The following is a 22,676-nucleotide window of genomic DNA, read 5'->3' on the forward strand; positions in this document are numbered from 1 at the left end:
GGAAGTAGGTAACCCTACGGGCCCGTCGTGCGTCTGACTTGACGCGGGACGGGCCCGTGTCAGGTGCACGGCGTGGAGGGCTGGGGAATGGCGACCAAGAGCGGGATGCGGGGTGAGGGTCCCGCGGTCGAGGACACGATGTCCCTGACCTCGGTGGACAAGGACGCCTCCGACGACGGGGGCGGGGCCGGGGGCGACGGCGGCAAGGGCGGCACCGGAGGCGACGGCGGCAAGGGCGAGGCCGGAGGCGACGGCACCGGCACCGGCGCCGGCGCCGGCAAAGGACGGCGCAGACGGCGCGTGCTGCGCTGGTCGGCGACGGTCCTGACCCTGGTCATACTCGGCGGCGCGGGTGCCGGCTACCTCTACTACGAGCACCTGAACGCCAACATCAAGAGCGACGACCTCAACCTGGGCGACGCCAAGGACCGGGCGGCGAAGACGCAGGCGAACGCGGCCGGCCAGACCGCGCTGAACATCCTGCTGATCGGCTCCGACGCACGGAACACCAAGGAGAACCAGAAGCTGGGCGGCGCGAAGGACACCTACGGGGGTCCCCCGCTCGCGGACGTCCAGATGCTGCTGCACATCTCGGCGGACCGCAGCAACATGTCGGTGGTGAGCATGCCGCGCGACACACTCGTCACCATCCCCAAGTGCACGGACCCGGACACCAGGAAGAAATACCCGGCGAGCACCCGGTCGATGACCAACGAGTCGCTGGGCCGCGGCGGCCCGGGCTGCACGGTGGCCACCTGGGAGAAGCTCACCGACATCCACATCGACCACTTCATGATGATCGACTTCTCGGGTGTGGTGTCGATGGCGGACGCGATCGGCGGCGTCCCGGTGTGCGTGGACGCCAGCGTCTACTCGCACACGAGCACCGGCAAGGGCTCCGGTCTGAAACTGGAGAAGGGCACCCACTCCATCCAGGGCAAGCAGGCCCTCCAGTGGCTGCGCACCCGCTACGGCTTCGAGGACGACACCGACCTCGCCCGCGCCAAGGCGCAGCACATGTACATGAACTCCATGGTCCGCGAGCTGCGCGCCAACGCCAAGCTGACCAACCCCAACAAGCTGCGCAAGCTCGCCGAGGCCGCCACGAAGGCGATCACCGTCGACGACGGCCTGGACACCATCACCAAGATGTACGACCTGGCCACCGAGTTGCAGAAGGTGCCCACCGAACGCATCACGATGACGACGATGCCGAACGCGTACGACACGGTCCAGACCGGCCGTGTGGTGCCCACCGAGGACGCCGCCAAGCTGTTCCGGCTGGTGCGCGAGGACATCGCGCTCGACGGCAAGGACGAGAAGAAGACCACGGCCAGCCCCTCGCCCACGGTCACCGGCACGGCCGCGGCGGACGACGCGATCGCGGTGCAGGTCCACAACAGCACCCGTACGGGCACGCTCGCGCCGGTCGTCGGCCGCGCGAGCACGGTGACCGGCCTGCTACAGGCCAAGGGCTTCAAGGAGGCCGTCGCGGACGCCTCGGCTGCCACCTCCGAGGAGACCACGGTGATCCGCTACCCGAGCGCCGACCTCCAGGCCGACGCCCTGCGGGTGGCCAAGGTCCTCGGCGTCCCGACGAGCCAGGTGAAGAAGTCCACCGACGTCTCCGGGGTCACGCTCTACGTCGGCGGGGACTGGCGGTCGGGGAACAAGTACACGGCGCCCGTGAAGAAGGACGACGACAAGACGCCCGAGTCGGCCCAGGCGATGAACGGCGCGGACGAGTCGCAGTGCATGCACGTGGACCCGAACTACTCCTGGTAGTCCGGGTCCGCGTCCGCCGCCCGCGGCGGTGCCTCAGCTCGACGAGCCGCTGAGGACCGCCGGCCGGCGCGAGGCGATGACCTTCCTGGCCAGCGACTTGGGGCTGGTCAGGAAGCCGAACCCCCACGACATGTGCATGGTGGCCAGGGCGACGGGGATCTGGAGCCGCGCCCTGAGCGGCAGCCCCCTGCCGGCCGGCACCGACCCGGCGACGATCGCCGCGAGATAGCCGCCGGGGACCAGGAACCCGAGCGGGGTGAGCACGGCGCCCACGACCAGGCCGGCTGCTATCGCGCAGACCGCGGTGGGCGGGGCGAGGTAGCGCAGGTTGATGGAGCCCTCGTGGTAGCGGGCGACGACGTGCCGCCAGCGGCCGTAGTCCTTGTACTGCTTGGCGAGCGCCTTCACCGAGGGCCGCGGGCGGTACGACACCTTCAGCTCCGGCGAGAACCAGATCAGCCCGCCGGCCTCGCGGATGCGGAAGTTCAGTTCCCAGTCCTGGGCGCGGATGAACTCCTCGTTGTAGCCGCCCTGTTGTTCCAGGGCCTCGCGGCGGAACACCCCCAGGTACACCGTCTCGGCGGGCGCGGCCTGCCCGCCGGTGTGGAAGGCGGCGTTGCCGACGCCGATCTTCGAGGTCATGGCGGCGGCGACGGCGTGCTCCCAGTCGTTCTCGCCCTCGGCGTGCATGATGCCGCCGACGTTCTGCGCGCCGGTCTCCTGCAGCAGCCGTACGGCGGTGGCGATGTAGTTCGGGGAGAGCATGCCGTGCCCGTCGACGCGGACCACGATCGGATGGCGGGAGGCCTTGATCGCTGCGTTGAGGGCGGCGGGCGTACGGCCCGTGGGGTTGGGGACGGTGTGCACGCGCGGGTCTTCTGCCACGAGCGCGGCCGCGATCTCGTCCGTACGGTCCTTGGACGGACCGAGGGCGATCACGACCTCCATCTCGCCGGCGTACTCCTGCGCGAGGATCGCTTGGACGGCTCCGCGCAGATGCCGCTCCTCGTCGAGGACGGGCATGATGACGGACACGGCGGGGAGCTGCACGTCGGGCTTGGCGTTCATAGGACGCTCACGTTACCGCGAACGGGGGACACCGGTGCGCGCCGCCGGGTGCCCTGCACCGGGCGGCAGATCGTACGGGCCTACCGTACTCACGGCCGCTCCTTCGCCGTCGCCCGGAGGTGTCCCGTATGCCCATCACACCGCCCCGGACCCGGCGCCGTCCACCGCGCCCCCCGGTCCGCTCCGTACGGCGCAGGCGTCCGCGCTGGGCCATGCGGGCGGCGACCACGCTCTCGGTCGTCGTCCTGGCCTCCGCCGGGATCGGGCACTCGCTGGTCGCCGGCCTCGACGCGGGCATCGCCCGGGTCGACCCCTTCAAGGACATGAAGAACCGGCCGCGGGCCGGGCACGGGATGAATGTGCTGCTGGTCGGCACCGACGGCCGGGACAAGGTCACGGAGACCGAGCGGCGGCGGTTCCGGCTCGGCGGGGCGCCCTGCCACTGCACCGACACGATCATGATCGTGCACATCTCGGAGGACCGGGAGCGGGCCAGCGTGGTGAGCCTGCCGCGCGACTCGTACGCCGAGACGCCCCCGCACACCGAACAAAGCGGCGGGCGGGAGCACCGGGGGCACCCGATCAAGCTGAACGCGGCGTACGCCGAGGGCGGTCCGCAGCTCACCGTGCGCACCGTGGAGAACATGACCCACGTGAAGATCGACCACTACCTGGAGGTCGACTTCACCAGCTTCATGAAGACGGTGGACGTGCTGGGCGGGGTGAGGATCTGCACCGCGCGGCCGCTGCGGGACACCTACACCGGTCTCGATCTCGCCCCGGGCGAGCACACGCTGAAGGGCGGGGCGGCGCTCCAGTACGTCCGGGCCCGGCACGCGGACGGCTCCTCGGACCTCGGCCGGATGAAGCGTCAGCAGCGGTTCCTGGCCTCGCTGGTGGACCGGGCGACGTCCTCGGGCATCCTGCTGAACCCGCTGAAGTTCCGCGACGTGAGCCGGGCGGTGCTGGGGTCGGTCCGGGCCGACCGCGGCTTCGGCACGGGCGAACTCCTCGACCTCAGCCGGGCGATGCGCACCTTCTCGCCCGCCTCCTCCGAGTTCACCACGGTGCCGATCGGCCGGCTCGGGTACGTGGTGCCGGGCATCGGCTCGACGCTGAAGTGGGACCCGGCGGGATCCGAGCGGGTCTTCCGGGCGCTGCGCGAGGACAAGCCGCTGGACTCGGCCCCGCCGCGCCCGAAGCCGAGCCCGAGCCCCCGGGCGCCGCGGGTGGAGGTGGCGCCGCAGCAGATCCTCGTCCAGGTGGAGAACGGCACGTCCACCGAGGGTCTGGGCCGGCGGGTGGACGACGCCCTCGCGGCGGCCGGCTTCCGCACCACGCGCCGCCCGGTCGACTCCGCCACCCGGGACGTACGGCGCACGGTCGTGCTCCACGACCCCCGCTGGGACCGCTCGGCCCGATCCCTGGCCGACGCCCTGCCCGGCAGCGCCCTGCGGGCCGTCCCCGGCCTCGGCCCCACCTTGAAGGTCGTGGCGGGCACGGACTTCCGTGAGGTGCGCCGGGTCCGGGGCCCGGAGCCGGTGGCCGCGGAGCCGGAGGTGGTGCGGGGGAACGAGGTGGGGTGCGCCTGAGGGTGCACCCGGAGGCGTAGCCCGGATGGCGGCCGGGGCCTCGGGGGCGTAGGACGGTAGTGCACGGGGCCTGCCCCGGGCCCCTCACCCCCTCCAGGAGGAGCCATGACCCAGCAGCAGTCGTCCATGACGGCGATGAGCAAGGAGATGCAGGACTGCGTCCAGGCGTGCATGGACTGCCACACCGTCTGCGAGGAGACCATGAGCTCCTGCCTGCAGATGGGCGGCCAGGCCCAGATGCAGATCATGCGCGCGCTGATGGACTGCTCCGAGATGACCCGCATGTGCGCCGACATGATGATGCGGCGCTCGCCCATGTCGGCCGAGATGTGCGCGATGTGCGCCAGGGCCTGTGACATGTGCGCCGAGGCGTGTATGTCCATGCCGGACGATCCGCAGATGATGCGCTGTGCGCAGGCGTGTCGCCGCTGCGCCGAGTCCTGTCGGACGATGGCGGGCGCCCACATGTGACCCCCGCCTGAACGCGGTCGGGGGCGCCCCGCGGGGTGCCCCCGACCGTCGCGGTGCGCTCAGTCGAACAGCGGTGCCAGCTCCCGCTCCAGGTCGGCCGGCTGCCGGTAGTGGACGGCCCGCATGCCGAGCGCGGCGGCCGCCTCCACGTTCTCCGCGGTGTCGTCCACGAACAGACACCGCTCGGGCCGTACGCCGGCCCGTGCCGCCCCGAGTTCCAGGATCCGCGGATCGGGCTTGACGAGGCCGACCCGGGCGCTGCTGACGACGTCGTCGGCGAGGTCGGTCAGGCCCATCGCGGCGAGGTCGGCCTCCAGGCCGTTCGTGGCGTTGCTGACCAGGACCAGCGGGACCCGGGTGCGGGCCCGGCGCAGCAGGGCGACCACCTCGTCGTCGGCGTGGAAGGGCGACTCCAGCAGCGCGGTGCCGAGCGACCAGGCGGTCTCCTCGTCCTCCACCAGCGCGCGCAGGCCCTCGGCGACGGCGGCGACCCACTCCTGCTCGGTGATCTGCCCGAGCAGCAGCGGCCCGTCCACCTCCGGGGAGAACGCCACCTTCTTGGTGGTGCCCTCCGCCAGCCCGGCGGCGCGCTCCAGCGCCTCCAGGTGGGCGGAGTCGAAGTGGCGTATCACGTTGTCGACGTCGCACAGGACGGCGTCGTAAGGACGGCCCGGGACCGCTCTGTCCCCACCCTGGTCAGTCACTGGTCACCGTGACCTTCTCGTCGTTGTTCAGTTCGTTCACCAGCTGCTTGACCTTGGTCTTGTCCCAGACCAGGTTGCCGCCGGTGGAGCCGGAGATCGGCATGTTCATGGAGACGCCGTCGCCGCCGTTGACGCCCTTCATGGCGAAGAACATGGACCCGAGGTCGTACAGCCCCATGTCCTTGTCGACGATCAGGGAGTCCAGGCCCGCGCCCATCACCGGGTAGAACTTGAAGGGGTTGAGGATCGTCGACGGGGTGGCCACCTGGTGGGCCAGCGCGGCGAGGAACTTCTGCTGGTTCTTGGTGCGCTGGAGGTCGGAGGCGGCGAAGGCGTGCCGGGTACGGACGAAGGCGAGCGCCTCCTCACCGTTCAGCGTCTGCTTGCCGGCCTTGAAGTCGGCGCCCGAGTACTTGTCCTTGAAGGCCTTGTCGATGGTGATGTCGACCCCGCCGACCGCGTCCACGATGTTCGCGAAGCCGGCGAAGCCGATCTCGACGTAGTGGTCGATGTGCAGGCCGGTGTTGTACTCGATCGTCCGCACGAGCAGGGTCGGGCCGTCCTCGGCGTAGGCGGCGTTGAGCTTGGTGTGCCGGCCGGTGCCCTTGAAGGTCTTGCCCGACTCCGAGCCGACGTACGTCGGGATCTCCACGTCCGAGTCGCGGGGCAGCGAGATCAGGGTGTCCCCGCTGGACCCGACGTGCAGGATCATCATCGAGTCGGTGCGCTTGCCCTCGGCGGAGCCGGTGTGCAGCTCCTTCTTGTCCGCGGCGGTCAGGCCCTCACGGCTGTCGGAGCCGACGATGAGGTAGTTGGTGCCGTCGCCCTGCTCGGGGCGGTCGATGACCTTGGAGAGGTCGACCTCGCGGCGCAGCTTGGAGTCCGCCCAGAAGTAGGTGGAGACAGAGGTCACGACGAGGACGATCCCGAGCGTGATCGCGGTCCACTTGATCCGGCGGCGCCAGTCGGGCGCGGGACGGGCGCCCTGCGGGAACCCGTCGCCGGGGCCGCCGGTGCCGCCGGGGCCGCCCGGTGCGCCGTAGACCTGGCCCGAGCTGTAGCCGCTGTCGTACCCGGACTGCCGGGCGTTGGTGTAGTCGCCGTGTCCCTGTCCGCTGACGTACGACGGCTGCTGGGGGACGCCGGCGCTCTGCGGCGGGGCCGCGGGGCCGCGCCGGACCTGCCGCATGACGCGCGCGCTCTCGGGCTGCGGGTTCGCGCTGCCGTTTCCGTACCGGGAGCCTCGGTCGTCGCCGGACCATCCCTCGGGCCACTCGTTCATGCCGAACAGTGTGCAGGCCGCGGCTGTGTCCCTTACAAGGGGTGTCGGAAAATCAGCGCTCCGCTGTTGCCAAGCTGACACAAAGTCCCGGCTTGTCCCCTGCGGCATAAGGTGGAGGCCATGACAGACCAGTTCACCGCAGTGGACTCGGACCTCCCGGACATCCCGGGCAAGCCCACGTCCGCGTCGCGCACCACCCTCAGCCACATCATGACCCACAACGACACCAATCTCCTCGGGACGGTGCACGGCGGTGTGATCATGAAGCTCGTCGACGACGCGGCGGGCGCCGTGGCCGGCCGGCACTCCGGCGGGCCCGCCGTGACCGCGTCCATGGACGAGATGGCGTTCCTGGAGCCGGTGCGGGTGGGCGACCTGGTCCATGTCAAGGCGCAGGTGAACTGGACCGGCCGGACCTCGATGGAGGTCGGCGTCCGGGTGCTGGCCGAACGCTGGAACGAGTCGGCGCCGCCCACCCAGGTCGGCTCGGCCTATCTGGTGTTCGCCGCGGTGGACGCCGACGGCAAGCCGCGGGTGGTCCCGCCGGTCCTCCCGGAGACCGACCGCGACCGCCGCCGCCTCCAGGAGGCCCAGATCCGCCGCACCCACCGCCTGGCCCGCCGCCGCGCCATCCGGGAACTGCGCGAGCGCCGTCTGGCGGAGGGGTACGAGGACTGACGGGACCGAGGCCCGGGCGCCCGCGGTGTCCGCGGTGTCCGCGGCGGCTGCGGGGGCGCACGCCGGCGCGCCGCGACACCGGGATGCGGCAACGCCTCACCCCGGGCCGGACGGGTCCGGGGCGAGGCGCTGCCCGCGCGTGGGCGTTACGGCAGGTTGCGGGCCATGACGATCCGCTGAACTTGGTTCGTGCCCTCATAAATCTGGGTGATCTTGGCGTCGCGCATCATGCGCTCCACCGGGTAGTCACGGGTGTAGCCGTAGCCGCCGAGGAGCTGGACCGCGTCCGTGGTGACCTCCATGGCGACGTCCGAGGCGAAGCACTTGGCGGCGGCGCCCTGGAAGGTGAGGTCGCGGTCGCCGCGCTCGGACTTGGCGGCGGCCGCGTAGGTCAGCTGGCGGGCGGCCTCGATCTTCATGGCCATGTCGGCGAGCATGAACTGGATGCCCTGGAAGTCGGCGATCGGCTTGCCGAACTGCTTGCGCTCCTGGACGTAGCCCTTGGCGTAGTCGAAGGCGCCCTGGGCGACGCCGAGCGCCTGGGCGGCGATGGTGATGCGGGTGTGGTCGAGGGTCGCCATCGCCGTCGCGAAGCCGGTGCCCTCCTCGCCGATCATGCGGTCCGCCGGGATGCGGACGTTGTCGAAGTAGACCTCGCGGGTCGGCGAGCCCTTGATGCCCAGCTTCTTCTCCGGGGCGCCGAAGGAGACGCCCGGGTCCGACTTCTCGACCACGAAGGCCGAGATGCCCTTGGAGCGCTTGGTGGGGTCGGTGACCGCCATCACGGTGTAGTACTCGCTGACGCCCGCGTTGGTGATCCAGCGCTTCACGCCGTTGAGGATCCAGTGGTCGCCGTCGCGGACCGCCTTGGTCTTCATGCCGGCCGCGTCCGAGCCCGCGTCCGGCTCGGAGAGGCAGTACGAGAACATCGCGTCGCCCTTGGCGAGCGGGGTCAGGTACTTCTTCTTCAGGTCCTCGGAACCGGAGAGCACGACCGGCAGCGAGCCGAGCTTGTTCACGGCCGGGATGAGGGAGGAGGACACGCAGGCGCGGGCCACCTCCTCGATGACGATCACGGTCGCCAGGGCGTCGGCGCCCGCGCCGCCGTACGACTCGGGTACGTGCACCGCGTGCAGGTCGCTCGCGACCAGCGCGTCGAGCGCCTCCTGCGGGAACCGGGCCTCCTCGTCCACGGCAGCGGCGTACGGCGCGATCTTCGCCTCGGCCAGCGCGCGGACGGTGTCCCGGAGCATGTCGTGCTCCTCGGACGGGCGGTACAGGTCGAAGTCAGCCGATCCGGCCAAGGTTGCTCACGCTCCAAAGACGCTAGCGTTACCGACGCTAATTACCGTTAAGTAACTCAAATTTTAGAGGCCCGGCCGCGCGTCTGGCACGTGAGCTGGACAACAAGGGGAAGCCTGGGTGGGAAAGCGCCCGGTGAGGGGCTCCGACCCGCCCGGATATGCTCGGGCGCGCGCACCCCCGGCTTACTTTCCTGGAGCATCCATGAGCCTCAAGATCACCGTGATCGGCACCGGCTATCTCGGGGCCACCCATGCCGCCGCCATGGCCGAGCTGGGCTTCGAGGTGCTCGCGCTGGACGTGGTCAAGGAGAAGATCGAGAAGCTGGAGCGCGGCGAGACCCCGATGTACGAGCCGGGGCTCCAGGAGCTGCTGCGCCGGCACGTCGCCGGTATCGAGGGCTCGACCGGCCGGCTGCGCTTCACCATGGACTGGGCCGAGGTCGGCGCCTTCGGCGATGTGCACTTCGTCTGTGTGAACACCCCGCAGAAGCACGGCGAGTACGCCTGCGACATGTCGTACGTCGAGTCCGCGGTCGGCTCCCTCGCCCCGCACCTGACCCGGCCCGCCCTGGTCGTCGGCAAGTCGACGGTGCCGGTCGGCTCCGCCGAGCGCCTCGCCCGCACCATCGCCGAGCTGGCGCCGGTCGGCGCGGACGCCGAGCTGGCCTGGAACCCGGAGTTCCTGCGCGAGGGCCTCGCCGTCCAGGACACCCTGCACCCCGACCGGATCGTCGTCGGCGTGCGCAGCGAGCGGGCCGAGAAGCTGCTGCGGACGGTGTACGCCACCCCGGTGGCGGAGGGCTCGCCGTTCGTCGTCACCGACTTCCCGACCGCCGAGCTGGTGAAGACCGCCGCGAACTCGTTCCTCGCCACGAAGATCTCCTTCATCAACGCGATGGCGGAGGTGTGCGAGGCGGCCGGCGGCGATGTCGCCAAGCTGGCCGAGGCCATCGGGCACGACGAGCGCATCGGCAAGAAGTTCCTGCGGGCCGGGATCGGCTTCGGCGGCGGCTGTCTGCCGAAGGACATCCGCGCCTTCATGGCCCGCGCCGGCGAGCTGGGCGCCGACCAGGCGCTGACCTTCCTGCGGGAGATCGACTCCATCAACATGCGCCAGCGCGGGCAGATGGTGGAGCTGACCCGGGAGGCCCTCGGCGGCGGCCCGTTCCTCGGCCGGCGGGTCGCGGTGCTCGGCGCCACCTTCAAGCCCGACTCGGACGACGTCCGGGACTCCCCCGCGCTCAACGTGGCCGGGCAGATCCACCTCCAGGGCGCCCAGGTGACCGTCTACGACCCCAAGGGCATGGAGAACGCCCGCAGGGTCTTCCCGACGCTGGGGTACGCCGACTCGGCCCTGGAGGCCGTGCGGGGCGCTGACGTGGTCCTGCACCTGACGGAGTGGCGTGAGTTCCGGGAGCTGGACCCGGCGGCGCTGGGTGAGGTGGCGGCGACCCGGCTGGTCCTCGACGGGCGCAACGCGCTCGACCCGGTGGCGTGGCGGGGTGCGGGCTGGACCTACCGGGCGATGGGCCGTCCCACGGCGTGAGCGGTCCGGCCTGAGCGCAGGGTGACGCCGGTTCGGCCGAGGCTCAGTCGGCCGAACCGGCGTCTGAGTGCATTGTGCCGTACGCGGGTGGCGTCTGCGGCGCGAACCCCCTGCCCGGCCGCCTGTCGATCTCCTGTGAGGCATGCGGGGCGGCGGCGCGGGAACGTGTCCCCCATGGCATCCGTCGTGCGTTTCCGTTCCGTCGTGCTGGACTGTCCCGACCCGCGCGCCCTCGCCGAGTTCTACGCGGGGCTGCTGGGCGGCACGCCCTGGGCCGAGGAGGGCGAGGAGGACTGGTACGTCCTCGAGGTCCCCGGCGGTCCGCGGCTCGCGTTCCAGGAGGTCGAGGGGTACACCCCGCCCGAGTGGCCGCGCCCGGACCACAACCCCCAGCAGTTCCACCTCGATCTCGACGCGGGCGCGACGTGGGCGGAGGTCGACGCGGCGCACGAGCGGGTGCTGGCGCTGGGGGCGCGTCCGCTGGATCTGGAGGACCGGGAGAAGAAGGACTTCCAGGTGTACGCCGATCCGGCGGGCCATCCCTTCTGCCTCTGCCGGATCGAGCATCCCTAGAGGGCTGCCTCTGCCGGATCGAGCCCCCCTAGGGGGCCTTGCGTTCCTGTGCGGCGCGGGCGGTGAAGTCGGCGGTGCGCAGGGCGCGCTGGACGTTTCCCCAGGTCAGCAGGGCCAGGTCGGGCTCCGGCCAGCCGCGGTCGAGGAGTTCGGCGACGAGGCGGGGGTAGCCGCAGGCGTCGGCGAGGCCATGCGGGTGGGCGGCGCCGGAGTCGTACGCGCCGGACAGGGCGACGCTCCCGGGGCCCGCGACGGCGCGTACGTGGTCGAGGTGGTCGGCGACGTCCCGCAGGGTCGGTCCGGTCTGCTCGGCGGTCAGCGGCACCATGCAGACGCCGCCCGCCGCGCCCAGCTCGGCGAGCGTCGCGTCGGGGAGGTTGTCGGGGTGCGGGCACAGGGCGCGGGCGGCGGAGCGGGTGGCCAGCACCGGGGCGCGGGAGAGGGTGAGGGCGCGGTCCGCGGTGGCCTCGGAGGCGCCGGAGAGGTCGGCGAGGACGCCGAGCCGGTTCATCTCCCGTACCACCTCCTCGCCGAACCGGGTCAGCCCCGTGTCGCCGGCCCAGGGGGTGCCGGCGAGGGTGAGGACGCGCAGTCCCAGGGAGTGCAGGACGCGCAGGACGGCGAGGGAGCCGTCGAGGGCGGCCGCGGTCGCCGGACCGAGGACGACGGCGACCCGGCCGCAGTTGCGGGCGTCGAGGACCTCCCCCGCGGTCCGGGCGAGCCGCAGCCCCTCGGGGTGGGCGGCGACGACCGCGCGGGCGAGGTCGAGCTGCTCCAGGGTGGCGCGGAGGGCCCGCTCGGACGCGGGGCCCTCGGGCAGGTGCAGCGCGCAGAACAGCGCGCCGACCCGGCCGCGCCGCAACCGGGGCACATCGGTGTCGACGGCGCTCTCCCCGAGCTGGAGGTCGTACCAGGGCAGCTCCCGCAGCGCCCGCGGCAGCCCGTTGTACCCGTCGGCGACGGGCCACCGCCCGAGCAGCGCGCACGCCCGTTCCAGGGGGTCGCCGTCGCCGGGCCCGCCGCCCGGGGCCGCGTCCACGGGCGGCTCCGGGTGCCCGGGTGACTGTGGGCCCGGCCGGGGCGGGGCCGGGTGGGGGTGGGGTCGCTGGGGGAACGGTCGTGGGTCCGGGTGGGGGCGGGGGGCCTGGGCGGGTCGGGACGAGGGGGCGGGCCCGGTGGCCGGGGTGGGCGGGGCAGGTCGCGGTGGGCGCTTCGGGCCGGGGGTGGGGGTGTACGGGTCCGTGGCGGGAACCGGTGGTTCATGGGCCTCGGGCGGGTCGTGCAGTTCGTCCTGGAGGTCGGCCATGACGGTCTCCGTACGTCGCTCGGCGGTACGGCCACCGTCGCACGGGGGCGGGGCGGCTTCCTGGTGGGCGGGGCGTTCGGGGGTACGGCCCGCCCACCGGGGCGCGGCTCAGCCGTCGAGGGACTCGATCGTCGCGTTGGACGGGGACCGCCGGGTGCGCAGTTCGCGGGAGACGTCCTCCGCCGCGCCCAGCACGCGCACGGCGTTCTGCCAGGTCAGCTTGGCGAGGTCGGCCTTCGACCAGCCGCGGTCGAGGAGTTCCGCGATCAGGTTGGGGTAGCCGGAGACGTCGTCCAGGCCCTCGGGGGTGAAGGCCGTGCCGTCGTAGTCGCCGCCGATGCCGAGATGGTCGATGCCGGCCACCGCGCGCATGTGGTCGAGGTGGTCGGCCACGGTCGCGGCCGTGGGGACCGGACGGGGGTGCGTCTCCTGGAAGGCCTCGTGGACCTTCATCGCCTCGGGGGTGGTGGCCAGGTCGTGGAAGCCGTGGGCGCGCAGGTTCTCGCTCGCCGCCGCGGTCCATTCGACGGCCGCCTGGAGCACGAACTTCGGGACGAAGGTGACCATCGCGACGCCGCCGTTGGCGGGAAGGCGTTCGAGGACGTCGTCGGGGATGTTGCGGGGGTGGTCGCAGACCGCGCGCGCCGAGGAGTGCGAGAACACCACCGGCGCGGTGCTGGCGTCGAGCGCGTCGCGCATGGTGGTGGCGGCCACGTGCGAGAGGTCGACGAGCATGCCGAGCCGGTTCATCTCGCGCACCACCTCGCGGCCGAACGCGGTGAGGCCGCCCGCCCTCGGCTCGTCGGTCGCGGAGTCCGCCCAGTCCACGTTGTCGTTGTGGGTGAGGGTCAGGTAGCGCACGCCGAGCGCGTACAGGCCGCGCAGGGTGCCCAGCGAGTTGGCGATGGAGTGGCCGCCCTCGGCGCCCATCAGGGAGGCGATACGGCCCTCCGCGCGCGCCGCCTCCATGTCGGCGGCGGTGAGCGCGGCGCGCAGGTCGGCCGGGTGGCGGTCGATCAGCTGCCGTACGCAGTCGATCTGCTCCAGGGTGGCCGGGACCGGGTCGGGCAGGTCCGCGCGGACGTACACCGACCAGAACTGCGCGCCGACCCCGCCCGCGCGCAGCCGCGGCAGGTCGGTGTGCAGGTGGGCGTTCTGGGAGACGGCGAGGTCGCGGGCGTCGAGGTCGTAGCGGACCTGCTCGCGCAGGGCCCAGGGCAGGTCGTTGTGGCCGTCGACGACCGGGAACTCGGCGAGGAGTTCCCGGGCTGCCTCGAGTGCGCTCAAGGCGGTCACTTCCCGAAGCCGAAGCCGGCGCCGGCGCCCTCGACCTTGGCGCGCAGCCGCTTGCCCTTCTCGGTGGCCTGGTCGTTGAGCTCCTGCTGGAAGTCGCGCATCCGGGCGAGGAGGTCCTCGTCGTGGGCGGCGAGGATCCGGGCGGCGAGCAGTCCGGCGTTGCGGGCGCCGCCGACGGAGACCGTGGCGACGGGGACGCCGGCCGGCATCTGCACGATGGACAGGAGGCTGTCCATGCCGTCCAGGTACTTCAGCGGGACGGGCACGCCGATGACCGGGAGCGGGGTCACGGAGGCGAGCATGCCGGGCAGGTGGGCGGCGCCGCCGGCGCCGGCGACGATCACCTTCAGGCCGCGGTCGGCGGCCTGCTCGCCGTACGCGATCATCTCGCGGGGCATGCGGTGCGCGGAGACGACGTCGACCTCGTAGTCGATCTCGAACTCGTCCAGGGCCTGGGCGGCGGCCTCCATGACGGGCCAGTCGCTGTCCGAACCCATCACGATGCCAACAACGGGGCTCATTCGGTGATCGTGCCTCTCAGGTAGCCGGCTGCGTGACGGGCGCGCTCGAGCACGTCGTCGAGGTCGTCGCCGTAGGTGTTGACGTGGCCGACCTTGCGGCCCGGCTTCACGTCCTTGCCGTACATGTGGATCTTGAGCTGGGGGTCGCGGGCCATGCAGTGCAGGTACGCGGAGTACATGTCGGGGAAGTCGCCGCCGAGGACGTTGACCATGACCGTCCAGGGCGCGCGCGGGCGCGGGTCGCCGAGGGGGAGGTCGAGGGCGGCGCGGACGTGGTTGGCGAACTGGGAGGTGATCGCGCCGTCCTGGGTCCAGTGGCCGGAGTTGTGCGGGCGCATCGCGAGTTCGTTGACGAGGATGCGGCCGTCGCGGGTCTGGAACAGCTCGACGGCGAGGTGGCCGACGACGCCGAGTTCCTTGGCGATGCGCAGGGCCATCTCCTCGGCCCGCAGGGCGAGGGCGCGGTCGAGGTCGGGGGCGGGCGCGATGACCGTGTCGCAGACGCCGCCCACCTGCTGGGACTCCACGACCGGGTAGGCGACGGCCTGGCCGTGCGGGGAGCGTACGACGTTGGCCGCGAGTTCGCGGACGTAGTCGACCTTCTCCTCGGCGAGGACGGGGACGCCGGCGCGGAAGGGGTCGGCCGCCTCCTCGGCGGTCTCCACCACCCACACGCCCTTGCCGTCGTAGCCGCCGCGGACCGTCTTGAGGACGACGGGGAAGCCGTCGCCCTCGGCCGCGAACCGGACCACGTCCTGCGGGTCGGTCACGATGCGGTGCCGTGGGCAGGGCACGCCGATCGCGTCGAGCTTCGCGCGCATCACGCCCTTGTCCTGGGCGTGTACCAGCGCGTCGGGGCCGGGGCGGACGGGGATGCCGTCCGCCTCCAGTGCCCTGAGGTGCTCGGTGGGGACATGTTCGTGATCGAAGGTGATCACATCGCACCCGCGCGCGAAGTCCCGCAGCGTGTCGAGATCGCGGTAGTCGCCGATGACGACATCGCTCACGACCTGCGCCGCGGAATCCTGGGGGGTGTCACTGAGGAGCTTGAACCTGATGCCCAGCGGAATGCCCGCCTCGTGTGTCATACGAGCGAGCTGGCCTCCGCCGACCATGCCGACTACCGGGAACGTCACGCCCCCAGGGTATCGGCCGCGTCACCTGGGCCGGAGCCCGCGCCCGCCGGGACGGGCGTCCGGGGCTCCCACCGCCTCTCTTGCCCGGCTCACACCCGTTGTTTGCCGCGTTCTTCCCGACCCGTTCCCGACCCGTGAGGCGGAGCACAGGAAACCGACAAGAGTGGTGGTTAGCATGGCTGGGTTGACTCAACCGAGACCCGGACGGGGGCCTGTACGACCATGGCGCATGGTTCCTCGGGGCAAGGACGGCTACGGCGCGTGGGCCGTGAGCTGGTCAAATTCGGGGCTGTGGGTGGCGCGGGGCTGCTGGTCAACCTCGGCGTGTTCAACCTCGTCCGCCATCTCACGGACCTGCCGGTGGTCCGCGCGAGTGTCATCGCGACCGTGGTGTCGATCGTCTTCAACTACATCGGGTTCCGGTACTTCACCTACCGTGACCGCGACAAGAGCGGGCGCACGAAGGAACTGACGCTGTTCCTGCTGTTCAGCGCGGTCGGCCTGGTGATCGAGAACGGTCTGCTGTTCGCGGCGACCTACGGCTTCGGCTGGGACAGCCCGCTGCAGAGCAACGTGTTCAAGTTCCTCGGCATCGGTGTCGCCACGCTGTTCCGCTTCTGGTCGTACCGGTCGTGGGTGTTCCGTGCCCTGCCCGCCAAAGAGGCCGTGGCCAGTGCCGAGTCGTTTCTCGCGGAGGAGTCCCTGATCGGGGGGCAGGCCCGCAAGGCGAAGGCCCGCCAGCGCGTCGGCTGAAGCGGAAGCGCCGGTCACCGGTCACCGGTTGCCGGTTGCCGGTTGCCGGTCCTACCTGACCATCGGTTCCTCGTCCTGCGGCGTCCGCTTGCGCGGTGCCGTGCGGGAGAGGAAGAGACCGAAGACCGCGGGCTGGGCCTGGAGCATCTCCAGGCGGCCGCCGTCGGCCTCAGCGAGGTCCCGGGCCACCGCGAGGCCGATGCCCGTGGAGTTGCGGCCGCTGATCGTGCGCTCGAAGATGCGGGCGCCGAGGTCGGCGGGGACGCCGGGCCCCTCGTCGGTGACCTCGATGACCGCCTGGTTGCCGGTGACCCGGGTGCGCAGGGCGACCGTGCCGCCGCCGTGCATCAGGGAGTTCTCGATCAGGGCGGCGAGGACCTGGGCGACCGCGCCCGGGGTGCCCACCGCCCGCAGGTGGCGCTTGCCGGAGCTGACGATGGCGCGGCCGGCGCTGCGGTAGGCGGGGCGCCACTCGGCGAGCTGCTGCTGGATGACCTCGTCGAGGTCGAAGGAGACGGCGGAGCCGGTGCGGGGGTCGCGGGCGTTGGTGAGCAGGCGCTGCACGACGTCCGTCAGGCGTTCGACCTGGGTCAGGGCGATCGTCGCCTCCTCCTTCACCGTGTCGGGGTCGTCGGTGAGGGTGATCTCCTCCAGGCGCATCGACAGCGCCGTGAGGGGGGTGCGCAGCTGGTGGGAGGCGTCGGCGGCCAGCCGGCGCTCGGCGGTGAGCATCCGGGCGATGCGTTCCGCCGAGGAGTCCAGGACGTCCGCGACCCGGTCGAGTTCGGGGACGCCGTAGCGCTTGTGGCGGGGGCGCGGGTCGCCCGAGCCGAGGCGTTCGGCGGTCTCGGCGAGGTCGGTGAGCGGGGAGGCCAGTTTGTTCGCCTGGCGGATGGCCAGCAGGACCGCCGCGACGACCGCGAGCAGCGCGACCAGGCCGATGATCAGCAGGGTGCGGCCGACCTCACGGGTGATCGTGGAGCGGGGCTCCTCGACCCGGACGGTCTCGCCGCCCTCCCCCCGCTCCTCGGCGTGGATGACGTCACCGCCGGGCTTGGTGCCGACCGCGATCGGCTGCTGTCCCGGGATGCGGATCACGGCGTAGCGGTCCTGGGTGACCTGGTCGCGCAGGATCTCCGCGGTGACGTCCTCGCGGCCGAGCAGCCGGGTGTCCACGATGCCGACCAGCCGCACCGCCTCGGAGTCCACCCGCTCCTGGGCGCTGTTGCTGATCGTGCGGCTCTCGACGATGACGAGGGAGACGCCGAAGACGGCGATCACCACGAGCACGACGGCGAGAGTGGACTGGATCAGTCGGCGGCGCATGTCCTCATGTCCAAAGGGAGTTCAAACGGATGCCCGGCCCCCTGCCCGGCGGGTGCCCGCGGGGGACGTCCGACGGGTGTCCGGCCGGGCACCGGACCGGTCGGGGCTCAGCTCTTCTCGAAGCGGAAGCCCACGCCGCGCACGGTGGCGATGTAGCGGGGGTTCGCCGCGTCGTCGCCGAGCTTCTTGCGCAGCCAGGAGATGTGCATGTCGAGGGTCTTGGTGGAGGACCACCAGGTGGTGTCCCAGACCTCGCGCATCAGCTGGTCGCGGGTGACGACCCGGCCGGCGTCCCGTACGAGAACCCGCAGCAGGTCGAACTCCTTGGCCGTGAGCTGGAGTTCCTCGTCGCCCATCCAGGCGCGGTGCGACTCGACGTCGATGCGCACGCCGTGGGTGGCGGGCGGCTGCGCGGGCTCCGCGGCGCCGCGCCGCAGCAGGGCCCGTACGCGGGCGAGGAGTTCGGCGAGACGGAAGGGCTTGGTGACGTAGTCGTCCGCGCCCGCGTCGAGGCCGACGACGGTGTCCACCTCGTCGGCGCGCGCGGTCAGGATGAGGATCGGCACGGCGTGGCCCTCGGAGCGCAGCCGGCGGGCGACCTCGAGGCCGTCCATGCCGGGCAGGCCGAGGTCCAGCACGACCAGGTCGACGCCGCCCTGCATCCCGGCGTCGAGCGCGGTCGGTCCGTCCTCACGCACCTCGACCTCGTACCCTTCCCGGCGCAGTGCGCGGGCCAGCGGCTCCGAGATGGACGCGTCGTCCTCGGCGAGCAGTACACGGGTCATGAGGTGATGGTAGTCCGCAGGCGGCACGGGTCGAAGTGTGATCGGCGCGGCTGTCTCTTACCCAGGGACATGCCGGACAATCGACCCGCCGCCCGTGGGGCGATCTTGGTATGTACCTATGGTCGAGGGGTGGCAGGATAGTACAGACCTTCGAAAGGTCACCGCGGTTCCTTGATCACCTGTGATCCGTATCTCAAACCTATTCAATTCCGGCACTCTCCTGACGTATGGTGAAACAACGCCTGTAGCACCGCGGGGACCTTTGGCGCGCTTGACGCCGAAGGTCTCTTTCGTGTGCGGGCCGGTGCGGGCCTCGTCCCCGCCGGCCTCGAAAGGAATGACCCCTGGCCGGGCCTCTGCTCGCGCAACGCGCGTAGAGGCGTGGATCCCGGTGGTCGCCGTCCACCGCTCCGCGACCCGGAGCGGCTCCCCGAGGGCGTGGGGCGGACGGACCGACCCGCCGGTGCCGGCCCTCCCCCACCGGGCGCGTGACCGCTCAGGCATGCACGCTGAAGCAGCGCGTCCCGACCAGCAAGGAACGACCATGGCGTCCAGCCTGACGAAGGACTCGGTCCGTCCGGCCACCCCCGGCTCCGGGAAGACCTTCTTCGGCCACCCCCGCGGACTGGCCACCCTCTTCATGACCGAGATGTGGGAGCGTTTCTCCTACTACGGCATGAAGGCCCTGCTCCCGCTGTACCTGGTGGCCCCGGGCGGCCTGCACCTGAGCGCGGCCACCGCGACCGCGATCTACTCGGTGTACCTGTCGCTCGTCTACCTGCTCGCCCTGCCCGGCGGCTGGTTCGCGGACCGTGTCCTCGGCCCCCGCAGGACGGTCGCCGTCGCCGGTGCGATCATCATGCTCGGCCACCTCACCCTGGCCCTGCCGAACTCCGGCACCTTCTACGCCGGCCTCGGCCTGGTCGCCGTGGGCTCCGGTCTGCTGAAGGCCAACATCTCCACGATGGTCGGCCACCTCTACGACGGCCCGGACGACCCGCGCCGTGACGGCGGCTTCACCGTCTTCTACATCGGCATCAACCTCGGCGCCTTCGCCGCCCCGCTGGTCATCGGCACCGTCGGCGAGAACGTCAACTGGCACCTGGGCTTCGCCCTCGCCGCGCTCGGCATGGCCCTCGGCCTCGCCCAGTTCCTGCTCGGCAGCCGTCACCTGAACTCCCGCTCGGACGTCGTGCCCACCCCGATGACCGCGGCCGAGAAGTCCGCCACGCTGCGCAAGGCCGGTCTGTGGGCCGCCGTCGCCGCCGTCTTCTACACCGTCGTGGCCGTCTCCGGCCACTACACCCTGAACTGGCTGCTGGTCCCGATCACCCTCGCCGGTCTGGTCATCCCCGTCGTCGTCATCGGCCGCATCAAGCGGGACAAGGACCTCGACCGCGCCGAGCAGTCGAAGATGTCGGCGTACATCTGGTTCTTCGTGGCCGCGGCCGTGTTCTGGATGATCTACGACCAGGGTGGTTCCACCGTGTCCCTGTTCGCGGACTCCTCCGCCGACAACACGATCTTCGGCTGGGAGTTCCCGGTCTCCTGGTACCAGTCGGTGAACCCGGTCATGATCATGGCGCTGGCGCCGGTCTTCGCCTGGGCCTGGCTGGCGCTGGCCCGGCGCGGCAAGGAGCCGAGCACCGCGGTGAAGTTCGCGATGGGTCTGGTGCTGATCGGCGCGTCCTTCTTCCTGTTCCTCGCCCCGCTGGCGATCGCCGACGGCGGTCACAAGGCGGCCGCGATGTGGCTGGTCGGCATCTACTTCGTCCAGACCGTGGGTGAGCTGACGCTGTCCCCGGTGGGTCTGTCGGTCACCACGAAGATGGCGCCCGCGAAGTACGCCTCGCAGATGATGGGTGTCTGGTTCCTCGCGGTCACCGCGGGTGACGCGACCACCGGACTGCTGGCCATCGCCGGTGTCGACCTCAACAAGACGGGGATCGTCGCGCTGCAGGCAGTGCTCGCGGTGATCGCCGGCGGAGCCGTGTGGATGTACCGCAAGAGGGTCCGGGAGCTGATGGGGGACGTCCACTGAGCGTCTCCTGCGTCTGACGGAGAGGGCCACCCGTGTTCGTCGAACGGGGTGGCCCTCTCCGTGCTCACCGCAGACGTCTGCGGCCCGGCATGAACGTGAACACCGCCGCGCCCAGCAGGACCACCGTGCCGGCCACCAGGCCCAGGGCCTTGAGGGAGGCGTGGTCGCCGGCGCCCGTCTCCGCGAGGCCGCCGCCGGTCGACGTACTCGACGAGGACGAACCGCCTGAGGCCCCGCTCGCCTGTTCCTCGGTGTCGAGGGTGAGGGAGACGGCGGTGCTGTCGGGGGTGCAGGTAGTGGTCGTGCCCATGGCCTCGATGGTGAGGACGCCGGGGGAGAGCGTGGACTCGCCGGTCGCGCCCGGCTTGTAGGTGCCGGTGAGGTCCGGGATCTCGATGGGCTTGCCCTGCGGGATCGTCGCGGTGTTCAGCGGGCCCTCCACCGTCACCGAGCCGGTGTCCGAGCCGCCCAGCACGACCTGCATGGTCGGCTTCACCTTGCCGGCCGGGATGTCGATCGGGCTGTCCATCACCGACTTCTTGAACTGCACGGTGAGGTCGTAACTCCCGCCGGCCTTCTTGGCGTTGATCTGGATCGGCGAGGTCGCCTTCTTCACCCCGAGCGGGGAGTCACAGGTGTAGGGGATGTCCACGACCTTGCCGGTGAAGTCGGTTCGGCCGTCGTCGGTCGCGCTGGGCGACGCGCTCGCGGACGCACTGGCCGACGCGCTGGCCGACACGCTGGCCGACGGTGACGAGGACTGGCTCGCGCTCGCACTCGCGCTCCCCGACGGATCGGGCGACGCGCTCGAACCGCCCTCCCCCGCCGTCACCGTGATCGTCGCGGCCGGCTGGACGGTCTCGGACGGCGTGCAGGTGGTGTTCGTGCCCAGCGCGTTGACGACATACGCGTTCGGCGTCAGCGTCACCCGGCCCGCCGCCGTCAGTTTCAGCGTGCCCTTCATGGCGGACAGCACCATGGCGCCCCCCTTGGGGATCGCCGGGTTCTCGCGCGGGCCCGTCAGGGCGATGTCCGCGCTCTGCGCGCCGGCCGCCTTCAACGTGCCGGACGGCTGGACCGAGTTCGGGGGCAGGTCGATGATGTCCGGGTTCTTCGACGCGGCCTGGGTGAACGTCCAGACGATGTCGACGGTGTCGCCGACCTTCGCGGTGGCCGGCGCGCTGATGTCGACCTTGCTGGTGCCGTCGATCTCGGGCAGGCCCACGCCCGGGGGCGGCACGCAGTGGGTGGCGTACGAGACCTCGGCGGCCTGGGCCTGCCCGGCGGTCACGCCGAGCAGCGCGGCGGCCCCGGCGAGCAGGACGGCGGCGCCCGCCGCGGCCGCGCTCCTCCGCCCGGCCCCGCGCGGGGGTGGTACGGCTCTCTCACTCACTTGGTTCCCTTCCTGCCGGGAGTCGGGGACTCGTCGGACGGTCGTCGTGCGGTGCGGAGAGCCGGTCCGCCGGGACCGGGGCGGTGCCCGGGGTGAACCACGGCAGGATCGCGGACGTACTGGCGGGGACCGCTGAGGGCTCCCGGCCGCCGGGCCCGTCCGGTCCGGGCCCCGTACGTGGCCGGCGGAACCGGCGGGTCGGGCGGGCCCGCCGGCTCCGCGGCCGCACCCGGTCCACCACCGCCATCCCGATCCGGAACACCGCGGCCGGCACCACCAGGCAGAGCAGGATCCAGAACAGCGTCACGCCCCAGGGGCGGCCCACGGCCCAGGGCTGCTCCGCGAGGACCCGGCCGCCGTACTTCAGGGAGACGGTGTAGGCGCCGTGGGCGCCGGCGGACAGTTCGACGGGGAGCTTCACCCGCGCCCTCCCGCCGGGCGGGATCGTGCCGCGCCACTGCCGCTCGTCCCACTGCGGGGCGAACACCCCGTGCGCGGTGCCGACCTCGAACACCGGGTCCTTCACGGTCGTGGTGCCGAGGTTGCCGACGGTGAGGACGAGGGTGCGGGCGGGCGGCGCGCCGAACCAGGTGAGCAGCCCGCCCGAGCCGTCCAGGCGGGTGTCGGTGAGCACGGCGAGCCGGCCGCCGGACGAGGAGGCGGCGGGCAGCGGTTCGACGGGGTGCCCGGCCACCCGGAAGACCACGTCGACCTGCGCCCTCGCCCCGGTCGCGGTGGCCACGTGCACCACGCAGGGGCAGGGATCGGGCGGCTCGGACACCGGGAGCGCGCGGGTGAACCGCCCCTGGGCGTCGGTGGTGACGGCCCTGCCGTCGGCGTTGGCGCAGGAGTTGGTGCCCCCGGTCAGGCCCCGGGCGGGGCTGGCCCGGCCGCAGATCAGCAGCATCAGCAGGGTGCGCGGCCGCCAGCCGCTGCCGCTGACGGTGACCGAGGCACCGGTCCCGGCCTCGGCGCCGGAGAGGGTGACGGCGGGTTGGTCGGCCGCCGCCGCGGTGCCGGCCGGCGCGAGCGGCGACGCCGGGAACAGGAGCAGCGCCACCAGGGACACCAGAGACAGCAGGAAGAGGAGGAACACCGGTGCGGCGGTCCGCGGTC

General features: G+C 71.9%; 20 protein-coding genes. 8 read left to right on the forward strand and 12 right to left on the reverse strand.

Annotated elements, in window-relative coordinates; genetic code table 11:
* Positions 1-87: 87 nt before the first annotated feature.
* On the forward strand, positions 88-1,785 hold the full coding sequence (locus tag AQJ58_RS16930; protein ID WP_234360072.1) for an LCP family protein: 1,698 nt from the start codon (positions 88-90) through the stop codon (positions 1,783-1,785).
* 33 nt (positions 1,786-1,818) lie between these two features.
* Here the strand turns inward: AQJ58_RS16930 and AQJ58_RS16935 are convergent, their stop codons facing one another.
* Entirely contained in the window at positions 1,819-2,853 is a 1,035-nt protein-coding gene (locus AQJ58_RS16935; protein WP_067250998.1) for a glycosyltransferase family 2 protein, read from the reverse strand.
* A 128-nt stretch (positions 2,854-2,981) separates the two neighbouring features.
* On the opposite strand from AQJ58_RS16935, the gene AQJ58_RS16940 reads away from it, so the two are divergent.
* Together AQJ58_RS16940 and AQJ58_RS16945 are read left to right on the forward strand one after the other, a co-directional pair.
* The gene (locus AQJ58_RS16940; protein ID WP_079078985.1) at positions 2,982-4,445 is read left to right on the forward strand and encodes an LCP family protein; all 1,464 of its coding nucleotides are present in this window, start codon (positions 2,982-2,984) and stop codon (positions 4,443-4,445) included.
* Positions 4,446-4,550: 105 nt separating this feature from the next.
* A complete protein-coding gene (locus tag AQJ58_RS16945; protein ID WP_067251001.1) occupies positions 4,551-4,916 on the forward strand; it encodes a four-helix bundle copper-binding protein in 366 nt (121 codons plus the stop codon).
* A 59-nt stretch (positions 4,917-4,975) separates the two neighbouring features.
* On the opposite strand, the gene AQJ58_RS16950 is transcribed toward AQJ58_RS16945, so the two are convergent.
* Positions 4,976-5,620, reverse strand: coding sequence for an HAD family hydrolase (locus AQJ58_RS16950; RefSeq protein WP_067251003.1), 645 nt, complete (start codon positions 5,618-5,620; stop codon positions 4,976-4,978).
* Positions 5,613-6,902 carry an LCP family protein gene (locus tag AQJ58_RS16955; RefSeq protein ID WP_067251005.1) on the reverse strand — a complete coding sequence of 430 codons (1,290 nt, stop codon included), beginning with the start codon at positions 6,900-6,902 and terminating at the stop codon, positions 5,613-5,615. The genes AQJ58_RS16950 and AQJ58_RS16955 overlap by 8 nt, the downstream gene beginning before the upstream one ends.
* Before the next feature lie 120 nt (positions 6,903-7,022).
* Here AQJ58_RS16955 and AQJ58_RS16960 point away from each other — a divergent pair, with 120 nt between their 5' ends.
* A complete protein-coding gene (locus AQJ58_RS16960) occupies positions 7,023-7,580 on the forward strand; it encodes an acyl-CoA thioesterase (protein WP_067251007.1) in 558 nt (185 codons plus the stop codon).
* 146 nt (positions 7,581-7,726) lie between these two features.
* Here AQJ58_RS16960 and AQJ58_RS16965 read toward each other — a convergent pair whose 3' ends face one another.
* Positions 7,727-8,884, reverse strand: a complete 1,158-nt coding sequence (locus AQJ58_RS16965) for an acyl-CoA dehydrogenase (RefSeq protein ID WP_067251008.1) — start codon at positions 8,882-8,884, stop codon at positions 7,727-7,729.
* A 202-nt stretch (positions 8,885-9,086) separates the two neighbouring features.
* Between AQJ58_RS16965 and AQJ58_RS16970 the strand changes: the two genes are divergently transcribed.
* Positions 9,087-10,430: a UDP-glucose dehydrogenase family protein gene (locus tag AQJ58_RS16970; protein WP_067251010.1), complete on the forward strand. Its 1,344-nt coding sequence runs from the start codon at positions 9,087-9,089 to the stop codon at positions 10,428-10,430.
* A 174-nt stretch (positions 10,431-10,604) separates the two neighbouring features.
* Complete coding sequence (locus AQJ58_RS16975; protein WP_067251012.1) at positions 10,605-11,003, forward strand: VOC family protein; 399 nt, start codon at positions 10,605-10,607, stop codon at positions 11,001-11,003.
* Between the two features lie 28 nt (positions 11,004-11,031).
* Here AQJ58_RS16975 and AQJ58_RS16980 read toward each other — a convergent pair whose 3' ends face one another.
* The 4 genes from AQJ58_RS16980 to AQJ58_RS16995 form a co-directional block, all read right to left on the reverse strand.
* Positions 11,032-12,309: a dipeptidase gene (locus tag AQJ58_RS16980; protein WP_079078986.1), complete on the reverse strand. Its 1,278-nt coding sequence runs from the start codon at positions 12,307-12,309 to the stop codon at positions 11,032-11,034.
* Positions 12,310-12,417: 108 nt separating this feature from the next.
* Complete coding sequence (locus AQJ58_RS16985; RefSeq protein WP_079079041.1) at positions 12,418-13,596, reverse strand: dipeptidase; 1,179 nt, start codon at positions 13,594-13,596, stop codon at positions 12,418-12,420.
* Positions 13,597-13,601: 5 nt separating this feature from the next.
* Positions 13,602-14,126: a 5-(carboxyamino)imidazole ribonucleotide mutase gene (purE, locus tag AQJ58_RS16990; protein WP_079078987.1), complete on the reverse strand. Its 525-nt coding sequence runs from the start codon at positions 14,124-14,126 to the stop codon at positions 13,602-13,604.
* Positions 14,123-15,262, reverse strand: a complete 1,140-nt coding sequence (locus AQJ58_RS16995; protein WP_067251020.1) for a 5-(carboxyamino)imidazole ribonucleotide synthase — start codon at positions 15,260-15,262, stop codon at positions 14,123-14,125. The genes purE and AQJ58_RS16995 overlap by 4 nt, the downstream gene beginning before the upstream one ends.
* A 222-nt stretch (positions 15,263-15,484) precedes the next feature.
* Here AQJ58_RS16995 and AQJ58_RS17000 point away from each other — a divergent pair, with 222 nt between their 5' ends.
* Entirely contained in the window at positions 15,485-16,015 is a 531-nt protein-coding gene (locus tag AQJ58_RS17000; protein WP_067251022.1) for a GtrA family protein, read from the forward strand.
* Positions 16,016-16,066: 51 nt separating this feature from the next.
* On the opposite strand, the gene AQJ58_RS17005 is transcribed toward AQJ58_RS17000, so the two are convergent.
* Positions 16,067-17,341, reverse strand: coding sequence for an ATP-binding protein (locus AQJ58_RS17005; protein ID WP_067251024.1), 1,275 nt, complete (start codon positions 17,339-17,341; stop codon positions 16,067-16,069).
* A 107-nt stretch (positions 17,342-17,448) separates the two neighbouring features.
* A complete protein-coding gene (locus tag AQJ58_RS17010; protein WP_067251025.1) occupies positions 17,449-18,126 on the reverse strand; it encodes a response regulator transcription factor in 678 nt (225 codons plus the stop codon).
* 544 nt (positions 18,127-18,670) lie between these two features.
* Between AQJ58_RS17010 and AQJ58_RS17015 the strand changes: the two genes are divergently transcribed.
* Positions 18,671-20,167: an oligopeptide:H+ symporter gene (locus AQJ58_RS17015; protein ID WP_067251027.1), complete on the forward strand. Its 1,497-nt coding sequence runs from the start codon at positions 18,671-18,673 to the stop codon at positions 20,165-20,167.
* A 64-nt stretch (positions 20,168-20,231) separates the two neighbouring features.
* Here AQJ58_RS17015 and AQJ58_RS17020 read toward each other — a convergent pair whose 3' ends face one another.
* Both AQJ58_RS17020 and AQJ58_RS17025 read right to left on the reverse strand, forming a co-directional pair.
* Positions 20,232-21,488, reverse strand: coding sequence for a hypothetical protein (locus tag AQJ58_RS17020; protein ID WP_067251773.1), 1,257 nt, complete (start codon positions 21,486-21,488; stop codon positions 20,232-20,234).
* 64 nt (positions 21,489-21,552) lie between these two features.
* Positions 21,553-22,656, reverse strand: coding sequence for a hypothetical protein (locus AQJ58_RS17025; RefSeq protein ID WP_067251774.1), 1,104 nt, complete (start codon positions 22,654-22,656; stop codon positions 21,553-21,555).
* Between the last annotated feature and the right edge of the window lie 20 nt (positions 22,657-22,676).

This window comes from Streptomyces sp. DSM 15324 (assembly GCF_001514285.1).
GTDB lineage: Bacteria > Actinomycetota > Actinomycetes > Streptomycetales > Streptomycetaceae > Streptomyces.

Excerpts from the sequence above, each read along its gene's own strand:
- AQJ58_RS16930 (WP_234360072.1), top strand. The coding sequence starts at position 88 with ATGGCGACCAAGAGCGGGATGCGGGGTGAGGGTCCCGCGGTCGAGGAC.
- AQJ58_RS16935 (WP_067250998.1), bottom strand. The coding sequence starts at position 2,853 with ATGAACGCCAAGCCCGACGTGCAGCTCCCCGCCGTGTCCGTCATCATG.
- AQJ58_RS16940 (WP_079078985.1), top strand. The coding sequence starts at position 2,982 with ATGCCCATCACACCGCCCCGGACCCGGCGCCGTCCACCGCGCCCCCCG.
- AQJ58_RS16945 (WP_067251001.1), top strand. The coding sequence starts at position 4,551 with ATGACCCAGCAGCAGTCGTCCATGACGGCGATGAGCAAGGAGATGCAG.
- AQJ58_RS16955 (WP_067251005.1), bottom strand. The coding sequence starts at position 6,902 with ATGAACGAGTGGCCCGAGGGATGGTCCGGCGACGACCGAGGCTCCCGG.
- AQJ58_RS16960 (WP_067251007.1), top strand. The coding sequence starts at position 7,023 with ATGACAGACCAGTTCACCGCAGTGGACTCGGACCTCCCGGACATCCCG.
- AQJ58_RS16970 (WP_067251010.1), top strand. The coding sequence starts at position 9,087 with ATGAGCCTCAAGATCACCGTGATCGGCACCGGCTATCTCGGGGCCACC.
- AQJ58_RS16975 (WP_067251012.1), top strand. The coding sequence starts at position 10,605 with ATGGCATCCGTCGTGCGTTTCCGTTCCGTCGTGCTGGACTGTCCCGAC.
- AQJ58_RS16980 (WP_079078986.1), bottom strand. The coding sequence starts at position 12,309 with ATGGCCGACCTCCAGGACGAACTGCACGACCCGCCCGAGGCCCATGAA.
- purE (WP_079078987.1), bottom strand. The coding sequence starts at position 14,126 with ATGAGCCCCGTTGTTGGCATCGTGATGGGTTCGGACAGCGACTGGCCC.
- AQJ58_RS17000 (WP_067251022.1), top strand. The coding sequence starts at position 15,485 with ATGGCGCATGGTTCCTCGGGGCAAGGACGGCTACGGCGCGTGGGCCGT.
- AQJ58_RS17005 (WP_067251024.1), bottom strand. The coding sequence starts at position 17,341 with ATGCGCCGCCGACTGATCCAGTCCACTCTCGCCGTCGTGCTCGTGGTG.
- AQJ58_RS17010 (WP_067251025.1), bottom strand. The coding sequence starts at position 18,126 with ATGACCCGTGTACTGCTCGCCGAGGACGACGCGTCCATCTCGGAGCCG.
- AQJ58_RS17015 (WP_067251027.1), top strand. The coding sequence starts at position 18,671 with ATGGCGTCCAGCCTGACGAAGGACTCGGTCCGTCCGGCCACCCCCGGC.